The organism is Frankia sp. BMG5.60 (assembly GCF_059428125.1).
In genome coordinates this window covers 7,725,996-7,737,141 of the sequence record NZ_CM182091.1, presented here as the reverse complement: position 1 = coordinate 7,737,141, position 11,146 = coordinate 7,725,996, and the positions used below count along the sequence as shown (strand labels likewise).

General features: G+C 71.7%; 10 protein-coding genes. 5 read left to right on the top strand and 5 right to left on the bottom strand.

Annotation, left to right across the window (positions count from 1 at the left end; translation table 11 throughout):
* Nucleotides 1-5 precede the first annotated feature (5 nt).
* The gene (locus tag AC5R91_RS31670; protein ID WP_495394946.1) at nt 6-953 is read right to left on the bottom strand and encodes a LysR family transcriptional regulator; all 948 of its coding nucleotides are present in this window, start codon (nt 951-953) and stop codon (nt 6-8) included.
* 547 nt (nt 954-1,500) lie between these two features.
* Between AC5R91_RS31670 and AC5R91_RS31665 the strand changes: the two genes are divergently transcribed.
* Nucleotides 1,501-1,722, top strand: coding sequence for a hypothetical protein (locus AC5R91_RS31665; protein WP_495394945.1), 222 nt, complete (start codon nt 1,501-1,503; stop codon nt 1,720-1,722).
* Nucleotides 1,723-1,797: 75 nt separating this feature from the next.
* Here the strand turns inward: AC5R91_RS31665 and AC5R91_RS31660 are convergent, their stop codons facing one another.
* Together AC5R91_RS31660 and AC5R91_RS31655 are read right to left on the bottom strand one after the other, a co-directional pair.
* Nucleotides 1,798-2,943 (bottom strand): RNA polymerase sigma factor, encoded by a 1,146-nt coding sequence (locus AC5R91_RS31660; protein ID WP_495398105.1) that lies wholly within the window; start codon nt 2,941-2,943, stop codon nt 1,798-1,800.
* Between the two features lie 94 nt (nt 2,944-3,037).
* Entirely contained in the window at nt 3,038-3,445 is a 408-nt protein-coding gene (locus AC5R91_RS31655) for a YciI family protein (RefSeq protein WP_495394944.1), read from the bottom strand.
* 617 nt (nt 3,446-4,062) lie between these two features.
* On the opposite strand from AC5R91_RS31655, the gene AC5R91_RS31650 reads away from it, so the two are divergent.
* The 3 genes from AC5R91_RS31650 to AC5R91_RS31640 all read left to right on the top strand — a co-directional run bounded on the left by AC5R91_RS31650 (nt 4,063) and on the right by AC5R91_RS31640 (nt 7,567).
* Entirely contained in the window at nt 4,063-5,181 is a 1,119-nt protein-coding gene (locus tag AC5R91_RS31650) for an NADH:flavin oxidoreductase (RefSeq protein ID WP_495398103.1), read from the top strand.
* A 346-nt stretch (nt 5,182-5,527) separates the two neighbouring features.
* Nucleotides 5,528-6,316 (top strand): TauD/TfdA dioxygenase family protein, encoded by a 789-nt coding sequence (locus tag AC5R91_RS31645; protein WP_495394943.1) that lies wholly within the window; start codon nt 5,528-5,530, stop codon nt 6,314-6,316.
* A 147-nt stretch (nt 6,317-6,463) separates the two neighbouring features.
* The gene (locus AC5R91_RS31640; RefSeq protein WP_495394942.1) at nt 6,464-7,567 is read left to right on the top strand and encodes a hypothetical protein; all 1,104 of its coding nucleotides are present in this window, start codon (nt 6,464-6,466) and stop codon (nt 7,565-7,567) included.
* 974 nt (nt 7,568-8,541) lie between these two features.
* Here AC5R91_RS31640 and folD read toward each other — a convergent pair.
* Nucleotides 8,542-9,408 (bottom strand): bifunctional methylenetetrahydrofolate dehydrogenase/methenyltetrahydrofolate cyclohydrolase FolD, encoded by an 867-nt coding sequence (gene folD, locus AC5R91_RS31635; RefSeq protein ID WP_495394941.1) that lies wholly within the window; start codon nt 9,406-9,408, stop codon nt 8,542-8,544.
* 190 nt (nt 9,409-9,598) lie between these two features.
* Here folD and AC5R91_RS31630 point away from each other — a divergent pair, with 190 nt between their 5' ends.
* Entirely contained in the window at nt 9,599-10,372 is a 774-nt protein-coding gene (locus AC5R91_RS31630) for a class I SAM-dependent methyltransferase (RefSeq protein ID WP_495394940.1), read from the top strand.
* Nucleotides 10,373-10,446: 74 nt separating this feature from the next.
* On the opposite strand, the gene AC5R91_RS31625 is transcribed toward AC5R91_RS31630, so the two are convergent.
* The gene (locus AC5R91_RS31625; RefSeq protein WP_495394939.1) at nt 10,447-11,055 is read right to left on the bottom strand and encodes a P-loop NTPase family protein; all 609 of its coding nucleotides are present in this window, start codon (nt 11,053-11,055) and stop codon (nt 10,447-10,449) included.
* Nucleotides 11,056-11,146: the final 91 nt, after the last annotated feature.

Sequence of the window (11,146 nt, the reverse complement as noted above, 5' to 3'; positions counted from 1 at the left end):
GCCACTCAGCTTCCCGGCGGGGCCGCTACAGCGGCCCCGCCGGGCTTCGTCATGACGGTCGCGGCTGCGTGGAGGGCATTGATGAATCGGACGAGCAGAGGTGACTCGTTGGATTTCCGCCACGTGGCGTGCAGGTCCAGCCGGGGAGTCGGATCGACCAGCGGAATGTACGCCATCGGACGGCTCACGTGCAGACCCGCCTGGCGGCGTTCGCGCTCCACGCCCGTGGTGAAGCCGACCATCGCGCGGGCGGCCACCAGCGCATTGGCATGCCAGGGGTCAGAAACGACGTCCGCGACATTCAGTTCCACGCCCGCCTGCAGCGCACCGTTCGCGATGGCGTCGTACATCATCGGGCTCTGCGCGCGTTCGAACAGGATGCAGGGACGGTCCGCAAGGTCACGGAAACGAACCGCGCTGCGACCCGCGAACCGGTCGGACGGACCGACGACCACCTGGACCTGGATCGGGTGCAGCAAACGGGCCGACAGGTCGGACGCGGACGGCTTGCCGGACATGATCGCCATATCGATCTCGCCGGCCGCGAGGGCGGCCAGTTGCGGGCCCGTCCGTAGCTGCTGCAGGTGGACGTGGACCCGCGGCGATTCACCCTGGAAAGCGCTCACCGCACCCGGCAATACCGTCCGACTGGCGACGACACTGTAGCCGATCTTGATGGACCCGATACGCCCGACAGCGGCCAGCAGCGCGTTCTCGCGAGCCTGCTCGAATTCAGCCATGGCGTTGCGGGCCTTCATCAGGAATGCTTCGCCGCTTGGCGTCAGCTCAACCTTCCTGGAGGTGCGGTTGACGAGCTGTACCGCAAGATCGCGCTCCAGGATCTGGATATGTTGACTGAGAGTCGGCTGCGTGACGTGAACGCGTCTTGCGGCACGGCTGAAGTGCAGTTCCTCAGCCACCGCGAGAAATGACCTGATGTGCTTGATCTCCATGATTATCTCACCTTGCAGCAGCTGGTCAGGAGTCGGCCCCGCGATGGACGGACACCCGGCAGGGATCATGGTCGGTCCGGGATGAGACTTGCCACCAGACGGTGTCCGCCCCGCTGGCTCGGGGTATTCCGGTTCGGTTCGGCTGCGGCGCCGGCTTCCCGTCGCCGCACTCGCCTCCGAGCAGCAATTCTTGTCCCACCAGCTCCTGGAAGTCCGTCCAGAGGTGCCGGCCTTCTCTACTTCAGGTGACGATGTACCGCGGTGCGGTAAGCTGATTCTCCGTCGCCGGAGCGGATCCGTACAATCCAACGTCGGCCGCCTGCTGCAAACATACCCAAAAATTCCGGTTGACTTCTGGACCAGATCTGGCTCGTTGCGACGACACCAGGCGACGCAAATCAATTCTATAGGCCGAATCTGAACCATGGGTGACAACGGGTCGAAATGTTGGCGACTCCGGTAACCGTACGTATTGAGGATGCTTGAGGCACCGCGCTTTTGTTGATCAGTATCGCCAGAACGTGCCCGCACAGCACGGTAGATCTTGTTGACCGGACGACGGGAGTCGGCGGGCGGGCAGGTGCCGGCACGCCAGGCCGCGATCGTCGCCTTCGTCGTCGCGGCCAGCGGCATCACCCTCGCCGGCATCGGCGCCCTCTTCTGGGCACTCGCCGGCGGCCTCCTCGTCCGCGCCACCCTGCGCCGCCGGCCCTCGGCCCGGCCGCCGGCCGGCATCCCGGCGCTGCCGCAACGCCGACCGGCCGGGTGACGGCCGGGCCCAGTCCTCCGGGTGGGGACCCGCGCCGGGTGTCGGGGGCCCCGCGCCGGGGCCGAGCGCGGCCCGTCAGCCGCGCCGGGTGGCGTTGAGCCGGGCGGCCTGGCGGGTCAGGTGGTCGCGCTCGGCGAGGTTGGGGGCCTTGTGGGCCGCCTCGGCGTACAGCCGCGCCGCCGTCGCCAGGTCGCCGTCGCGCTCGTGGAGGTAAGCCGCCACCGCGGTGTGGCGGGGCAGCGACTCGTCCAGCGCCGCGAGCGCCGCCAGGCCGGCGCGCGGTCCGTCGGCCTCACCGACGGCCACCGCGCGGTTGAGCCGGACGACCGGGCTGTCCGTCAGGTGCGCGAGCTCGTCGTACCACTCGACGATCTGCACCCAGTCGGTCTCCTCGGCGGTGGGCGCGTCGGCGTGCAGTGCCGCGATGGCCGCCTGGGCCTGGAACTCGCCCAGCCGGCCACGGGCGAGGGCCGCCTGCAGGATCTCGACGCCCTCGGCGATCGCCCCGGTGTCCCACCGGCCGCGATCCTGCTCCGCGAGCGGCACCAGACTGCCGTCGGGCGCGGTCCGGGCCGCGCGCCGGGCGTGGTGGAGCAGCATGAGGGCTTCCAGCCCCGCCACCTCCGGGTGGTCGATCGCGGCGGCGAGCTGCCGGGTGAGCCGGATGGCCTCGACGGCGAGGTCGACGTCACCGGAATAGCCCTCGTTGAAGACCAGGTAGAGGACTCGCAGCACGGTGGCGACGTCACCAGGCCGGTCGAACCGCACACCGGACACGGTGCGCTTGGCCCGGCTGATGCGCTGCGCCATGGTCGCCTCGGGCACCAGGTACGCCCGGGCGATCTGGCGGGTGGTCAACCCCCCGACGGCGCGCAGCGTGAGCGCGACCGCGGACGACGGCGTCAGCGACGGGTGGGCGCACAGGAAGTAGAGCTGGAGCGTGTCGTCCACCGCGGACGCGGGCCCGGGCGCCGGCTCCTCGTCGACGAGGTCCTCCCGCCGGCGGCGGGCGGCATCCGCGCGGGTCGCGTCGAGGAACCGGCGCCAGGCCACAGTGACCAGCCAGCCCTTGGGGTCCCGCGGCGGGTCGGCCGGCCAGACCCGGACCGCCTCGACCAGCGCGTCCTGCACGGCGTCCTCGGCCGCCACGAAGTCCGCTCCGCGGCGGACGAGGATCCCCAGCACGCCCGGCGTGAGGCTCCGGAGCAGAACCTCGTCCACCCGCAGCGGTCCGGTCACCACAGACGTCCGTTCACCACAGCGGTCCCTTCACCACAGCGGTCCGTTCACCGCGGAGGGCCGTTCACCGCGGAGGTCAGTGCGTGATGGTGGGTGACGCGGCCAGGAACGGGCGCACCTCGAGCCACTCGTGGATCGGCTTCCCGCCCGCCCCGGGGGCGGCCGACAGCTCCCCGGCCAGCTCGACGGCGCGCTCGTGGCTGTCGACGTCGATCACCATCCAGCCTGCGATGAGGTCCTTGGTCTCCGCGAACGGGCCGTCGGTGACCGGTGGGCGACCCTCGCCGTCGTACCGGACGAACGTCCCCTCGGGGGCGAGCGCCTGACTGTCGACGAACTCGCCGGTCCCCTCGAGCCGGGCCGCGAAGTCGTTCATGTACTGCATGTGGGCCGAGATCTCCGCCGGCGTCCACCGGTCCATCGGCACGTCGTTGACCGCCGCCGGAGCGCCGCGGTAGTGCTTGAGCAGCAGGTACCTGGCCATCGTGGTTCTCCTCGGTGCTGGCGCGACCCATTCTGGTCGCGTTCACTGCGGGGACGGAACCAGCCACCGGTTCTCGACATCGCCGTGCGAAATATTCTCCCTCTCGTAGCTGAACCCGGGTGCGCCGACTCGCGGTGCCCGGGTCCACGACGTGGCACGAGAGCGAGTCCGCCGTAGGGACCTCGGGGCCGGCGCTGGTCCTCGACGCCGTCGTCCGCGCGTCATGGCGTACCCGCTGCCGTTCGACGTCGCGCCGGCGCTGAGCGGCGCGCAGCGGGGTGCTGTACACGGGCCTTGCACCTGTTCGGGCACTACTAGGGCACCCACGAGGGCCTGATCGGCGCGCGGAATCAGGCCCTCGACGCTCCCGCATGCGCGCACAGGACCAGGTGACGGCGCGGGCGGCGCGTCCTGTCCCCGGCCCGACCGACGGCGCCCGCTCACGGACGGCCCGGCGTGAGCGGCTGCGCCGGAACATCCGCGGCGGCGCCGGGATTGAACGCGACATGACTGTGTCTTCGAGCGATACGGCGTCTTCGAGCGGTGCGGCGTCTCTGAATGGTGCTGCATCTTCGGGTGTTGCGGCGACTTCGGGTGTCGTGGTGGCTGCGTCCCCGCTGAGCAGCGAGCGCCTGCTGGACGGCACGGACGCGGCGCCGCTGTTCACGCCGTTCTCCCTGTCCGGCGTCGAGCTTGCCAACCGCTTCGTGATGGCGCCGATGACCCGCCAGTTCTCCCCTGACGGCGTCCCGGGCGAGGACGTGGCCGGCTACTACGCGCGGCGGGCGGCGCACGTCGGCCTGATCGTGACCGAGGGCACCTACGTGGATCACCCGTCGGCCGGGGCCAGCGACCGGGTTCCCCGGTTCTACGGCGAGGAGCCGCTCGCCGGCTGGCGCCGGGTCGTCGACGCCGTGCACGCGGTGGGCGGGCGGATCGTGCCGCAGCTCTGGCATCTCGGCGCCGGCCGGGCGGCGGGTGCTCCGCCGCACCCGGAGGCGGCGGTGTTCTCCCCGTCGGGCCGGCGGGGCGACGGAACGGTGGTCGGCGACGAGGCCAGCACCAGGGAGATCGACGAGGTGGTCGCCTCCTTCGCGCGCGCCGCGGCCGACGCGCGCCGAGCCGGGTTCGACGGCGTCGAGCTGCACGGGGCGCACGGCTACCTGCTCGACCAGTTCTTCTGGCTGGAGACCAACCGGCGCGCCGACGGCTATGGCGGAAGCCTGGCCAACCGGGCCCGGCTCGGGGCCGAGGTCGTCGCCGCGGTCCGTGGCGAGGTGGGGCCCGACCTCCCGGTGATCTACCGGTTCTCCCAGTGGAAGGGCGGCGACTACGACGCCCGGATCGCCGAGACCCCCGATGAGCTCGAGGCGCTGCTCACCCCGCTCGTGGACGCCGGCGTCACCGTGCTGCACGCCTCCACCCGCCGCTACTGGCTGCCGGCGTTCGACGGCTCCCCGCGCACCCTGGCCGGCTGGGCCAGGAACCTCACCGGCCTGCCCACCATCGCAATCGGCTCGATCGGCGTGCCGACGGCCTTCCGCGGCGACGACGAGGGTGCGGCAGCGACGCTGAGCCTCGCCCCGCTGCTGGAGCTGTTCGACCGCGGCGAGTTCGACCTCGTCGGCCTCGGCCGCGCCCTGCTCTCCGAACCCGCCTGGACGACCAAGCTGCGCGACCGCCGCCTGTCCGAGATCCGGCCCTACGACCAAGCCGACAACTCCCGCCTGATCTGACGATCGGCGAAGTGCCGAAGTGCCGAAGTGCCGGGGTGCCGAGGGTGCCGAGGGTGCCGCCGTCCGCGAACTCGCGCTCGCCCGACGGCGGCGGGATGGCGTGACCTCTACCGCGAAAGTGTTACACATTCATGGCAGAGAAATGTCCGCGGAGCCGGCGAGGATTGCGGTTTTCGGACGCCAGGGCTAATGTCCGACTGTGCCATGACGGCTCGTACGCGGGAGGTACGCCGGGTGGCATTTCCTGCCCGATCGGCGCACCGACCGCCCGCCGCGCCCCCTTTAAAACGCGCTCCAGAAAGGCCCGCGAGGCGGCAGCGTCACATGCGATTGTGAGGGAGTCACCGTGACCGCTACCCGCACCGCGCCATACGACATCCGCCCGGCCAGCCCCGTCCTCGGCGCCGAGGTCGTCGGTGTCGATCTGGCCGGTGGCGTCGACGACGCCACCGCCGAAGCCCTGCGCGAGGCATTCTGGCAGCACAAGGTCCTCGTGTTCCGCGACCAGGACCTCTCGCCCGACGCGCACGTGCAGGCGGTACGGATCTTCGACGAGCCCTTCGACCACCCCAGGTGGCTGTACCGCCACGAGGACAACCGGCTGGTGTACACCTTCAACCTGGAAAAGGCCGGGAGCGCGTCGACGTGGCACATCGGCGGCACGTGGCGGACCCCGCCGTTCCACCTCGAGTCGCTCACCTACCAGGTGGTGCCGGAAATCGGCGGGCGCACGCTGTGGGCCGATCTGCAGGCGGCCTATGACGGCCTGTCCGAGCCGTTCAAGCACCTGCTGGAGTCCGTCAGCGCCGTGTACAACGCCGACCCGGGCGACGGGAGCTACAACCGGCCGCCGCTGACCGAGACCGTCGAGCACCCGGTCGTGCGCACCCACCGTCACACCGGTCGCAAGGGGCTCTTCCTCAGCTCGTCGGCGCTGCGGCTGACCGGCGTCGGCGCGGCTGAGGGTGAGGCCCTGCTGCCGTTCCTGCTTGCGCATGCATCCTCGCCCAACTACTCCGTCAGCTTCGGCTGGAAGCCCGGGGACTTCGTCATCTGGGACAACCTGGCCACCTGGCACTTCGCGGTCAACGACTACGACGGCCCGCGCGTCTATCGCAAGGTCATCGGCGGCTGACCCACGACGAGGCCCGTCCGCCCCGTCAGCTCCGACACCGCGCGTGTCGGCGCGTCGCTCCCCTATCCGAGACTCGAAGAGTGATTGCCTGACTTCTCAGAGTGTCCGACGGCATGACGACGGTCGGCCACCTTTGGGGAGGCGTCGATGGGTGCGGTGCGGGCGATGAGGGTGGCGGCGGCAACGACGGTGATGACGGCGGTGATGACGGCGGTGACCGTGACCGGTGCCGTCCTGTCGACCGGGGTGGCGGTGGCGGCATCACCCGCCGGGCCCGTGCAGCCGGTCGACCTCGGTGCCCTGCCGGGCATCGCCCACAACAGTGCCACCTCGATCAACGACCGCGGGGACGTCGTCGGCTCCGGCTACAGCCATCCGTACGACAGCCACGGCTTCCGCTGGTCGCGGGGGGTCTTCACCGCCCTGCCCGACACCGCGCGAGCGCCCTTCCTGATCAACAACGCCGGGCAGATCGCCGGTGACCTTCCGGGGCGCTTCTCCTCGCCCGGCTTCGTGATCCGTCCCGACGGGACCGTGGTCGACCCGGGATTCACCCCGGTCGACCAGAACGAGCGCGGCCAGGTGGTCGGGACGGGTCCGGTCGCCGGTGGGACGCACGCGATGACCTGGCGCGACGGCCGGACCGTCGATCTCGGTGCTCCCGCGGGCTACACCAGCGCGGTCATCGCGGTGAGCGACAACGGGTGGGTCCTGGGTGAGGTGCAGCGCAACGACCACCTCGACGACCACTTCGCCCGCTGGGTGCATGGCCGCTGGGTGCCGCTGCCCGGCCCGAACGGTCGCGCTGTCGACATCAACGACCGCGGGGACGTCGTCGGCTGGGCCACGACGCCGGCGGGGATCACCCACGCCATGCTGTGGCAGCGGGACCGTGCCATCGACCTGGGCCCCGAGGACGCCACCCTCAGCGAGGCACTGGCCATCAACAACGCCGGCCAGATCGTCGGCTCGACGTTCGATCCGGTGACCGACGCCGGGCACATCCTGTTCTGGGAGCAGGGCCGCCGGACCGATCTGGGAACCTTCGGCGGCTCCTTCACCCGACCGCTCGCCCTCAACGACCGTGGTGACATCGTCGTGGAGACCAGCACCGGATCCTTCCGCCGGCGCCACGGCCGGACCGTGCAGCTCGGCGGCTCCGCCGAACCGGTGGCGATCAACAACCTCGGCCAGGTCGTGGGCTCCGTGCTCCTGCCCGACGGCTCCAGCCACGCCGCCCTGTGGAACTGACCCGCCCGGCCCCGATCCCGCCCCGCCCCACCCCTAGATCGCCGACGCCACGCACGATCTTCGCGATCGGTGACCGGATCCAGTGCTGCAGCCGGTGATGGTGGGGATGGGCGGCCACCCGGCCTGATGGGGTGCGCGCGCCGATGTCGCACGTAGAACCTGACCGGGCCCGAGAATGCGGTGATCTGACAGTGGGTCCGGATCGGTCCGATCCTGCGCCGATTTCCTATTGCTCCCAGTACATTCCTGCCGCCTCATTCAGGGTTTACTAAGAATCACAGGAGAGCCTTAGGGAAGTCACAGGGCAATCACAGAGAACCTGCCGCTCCATCTTTCCGGCCGGCGTTGACGCGAACACGCCGACCACAATCCGTCCGGTCGGAGCTACGCACGGCTAACCTTCCCGCTGCAGGTAGCCGATCGATAGTCTCGATGACGGGAGAATCATGGGAAGATCCCTGAAAGGGAAAGCAGCGGTCGCCAGCCTTTCCGCCATGGCGGCGGTCTGCGTGACGGTGGGCCCGCTGGCTTCAGGCGCCTGGGCCGCCGACCGTGTTCCGCCGCGGCCCGTAAACCAGTGGCACGCTACGGACGGTTGGGAGCGGAACAACCAGGACAGGGCGGGTGCGGAGAGGGCTCGTCAGGATACGTCTCGCCAGGGCTGGGATCGTCAGGCCAGGGATCGTCAGGCCAGGTGGCGCCAGAACCAGGGCCGCCAGAACCAGGGCCGCCAAATCCAGACCCCCAGGGGCGGGTGGCGCCAGGACTGGTGGCGCCAGAACCAGAGTGCTGGTCGCCAGGACCCGGAGCGGCGGAACCAGGGTTACCAACCGGGCGGGATAGTTCGATAGAAAGGTGCGTCGGCCGGCCGGTCCGGCGCCTTTGCGCCGGACCGGCCGGAGCGGGTCGCGGGCTTTCGCCTGACCGCGGAACTGGACCGGGATCAGAGTGTCCCCAGCAGATCCCGGGGCGGCTCAGACGAGACTGCCCACCTCGGCGGCGGCCCGCGCGGCGAGCAGGGTGTTGCGCAGCAGCATGGCGATGGTCATCGGCCCGACGCCGCCGGGGACCGGGGTGAGCCGGCCGGCGACCTCGCGCACGGCGTCGAAGTCGACGTCGCCGCGCAGGCCCTGCTCGGTGCGGTGCATGCCGACGTCGATGACGGTCGCTCCGGGCTTCACCGCGTCCGGGCCAATGATCGACTGCTTCCCGGCGGCGACGACCAGCACGTCCGCGCCACGGCAGACGGCGGCGAGGTCCCGGGTACGGGAGTGGCAGATCGTGACGGTCGCGTTGCGCCCGACCAGGAGCTGGGCGACCGGGCGGCCGACCAGCTCGGAGCGGCCGACGACGACGGTGGGGGCACCGCTGAGCTCCACGTCGTACGCGTCGAGCAGCTCGATGATCCCCGACGGGGTGCAGGGCCGCAGGCCGGGCAGGCCGCGGGCGAGCAGGCCGACGCTGGCCGTCGTCAGGCCGTCGACGTCCTTCTCCGGCGGAATCCGGCCGACCAGGGCCGCGCCGTCGAGCCCCTCGGGGACGGGAAGCTGCAGCAGGATCCCGGACACGGCGGGGTCCGCGGCGAGGGAGTCCAGCAAAGCGGCGATCTCGTCCTGGGGGGTGTCGGCGGGCAGGTGCTGGTGCAGGTCGGCCATGCCCGCCTCGACGCAGGACCGGCGCTTGCCGCCGATGTAGACCGCGGACGCCGGGTCGTCGCCCACCAGGACCGTCGCGAGACCCGGCTGGCGACCCGTGGCCGCACGGAACTCGGCGACGTCGCGGGCCACGTCCGCCCGCACCCGGGCGGCAACGGCCTTACCATCGATGATCACTGCGCTCATGTCGGCCTTTCGCCCTCACGATGTCCGGTCGGATCCGCCGTCGCGACCCCGCGCGCCGCCCTGCACCGCGTCACGCGGCCGGCGTCGGCGACGGCCCGACCGAGCACGCTACGCCATTGCGCCCCGGCGTGACCTGCGGGCGTCGCCGGCCGTCCGTCGGAAGGCCTAGCCTCGACGGGTGGCGGATTCCGTGAGCTTCGACCGCATCGCCGACCGGTACGACGCAACCCGGGGCGGTGAGGAGCGGGGCCGGCTCGTCGCCGAGGCGGTCGCCCCGCGCCTGCCCGGGCAGCGGTTGCTCGAGATCGGTGTGGGCACGGGGCTGATCTCGCACGCCTTCGCCGGGCGGGGCCGGTCGGTGCTCGGCGTCGACCTGTCGGCCCGCATGCTCGCACAGGCCCGCGGGCGCCTGCCCGGTCGGATCGTCCGCGCGGATGCGGCGGCCCTGCCGTTGCGCACCGCGACCGTGGATGCCTGCCTCGCCGTGCATGTTCTGCATCTCGTCGGGGATCCCGATCGGGTCCTCGCCGAGGTCGCCCGGGTGCTGCGGCCCGGTGGTCGGCTCGCGGTCGTCGGCGCGGGGCCGCACGAGGGGCGCGGCGACGTGACCGCCGTGCTGCGGGACCTCGACGAGGCGCTGCGAGCCGAACGACCCCGCCGGGACCGGCCGGAGCTCCTGCTGCCGGCCGCGGAGCGCAGCGGGCTGCGGCTGGTCGAGGAGTTCTCCTTCGCCCGGGAGAAGCGCGAGACGCTCACCCCGGCCGAGGCCCGCGCGCAGATCGAGAGCCGGGTGTGGTCGACCCTGTGGGACCTCTCGGATCGGCAGTGGGCGACGATCGTCGAGCCGGCCGTGGCCGCGCTGCGCCGGCTGCCCGACCCCGACCGGCCCCGGCCGGGCGGCCGGAGTTTCCACGCGATGATCCTTCGGCTGGTGGACGACGCCGGCGCGCCGCCACCGCGCTGAGCACGCCTCGGCCGGCCACGGCCATCTGCCGCAGGAAGACACCTGCCGCAGGACAGCCGCTGCCGGACGGCGGATCAGGTGCCGAGCGGGCCCGCGGACAGCGACCGCACCATCGGCAGGCTTGGGGCAGCCACCGCCCCGAGCCACAGCCGCACCTCCCGGGCGGTGCACAGCCGCACCACCCGAGCGGCGGCGCCGTGCGTGTCGAGGGCCCGCAACAGGCGGACCCGGCTGTCCCGCGGGTAGTTCCACAGCCAGCGCAGGAACGCCAGGTCCAGCTTCTCCGGGCACCCGGGGGCGGCGTCGGGACGGTTGCGGCCACGCCACCGGGCCCAACGGCGCAAGACCCGGGTGATGGTGATCCGCCGCGGCAGGTCGAGGAAGACGATGAGCTCGGCGGAGGGGATGCGCAGGTCCAGCGTGCCGCTGTAGTTGCCGTCCATCACCCAGGCGGGCTTCGCGACGAGGCTGGCGACAATCGCGCGCCACTCGTCCACCGGCGTCGCGACCCAGCCGGGCCGCCAGAAGTGCCGGTCGAGGTGCACCGCCGGCAAGCCCGCCTGCCGCGCGAGCTCGCGGGCGAGGGTGCTCTTGCCGGCGCCGCCGCTGCCGACGACGAGGACCCGTTGGACGTCGGAGGTCATCGACGGCGGGCCCTGCGGGCCCGTCCCGAGCGCATTCACGACGCCAGTGTCCCACCGGGACGATCGTTCCGCGTGCGGAACGTGCCGCTTCGACCCACCCGTGCCCACCCGGAGCGGGCACGCCCGGCGG

Coding starts and splice junctions, on each gene's coding strand:
- AC5R91_RS31670 (WP_495394946.1), bottom strand. CDS start 953: ATGGAGATCAAGCACATCAGGTCATTTCTCGCGGTGGCTGAGGAACTG.
- AC5R91_RS31655 (WP_495394944.1), bottom strand. CDS start 3,445: ATGGCCAGGTACCTGCTGCTCAAGCACTACCGCGGCGCTCCGGCGGCG.
- AC5R91_RS31640 (WP_495394942.1), top strand. CDS start 6,464: ATGGGTGCGGTGCGGGCGATGAGGGTGGCGGCGGCAACGACGGTGATG.
- folD (WP_495394941.1), bottom strand. CDS start 9,408: ATGAGCGCAGTGATCATCGATGGTAAGGCCGTTGCCGCCCGGGTGCGG.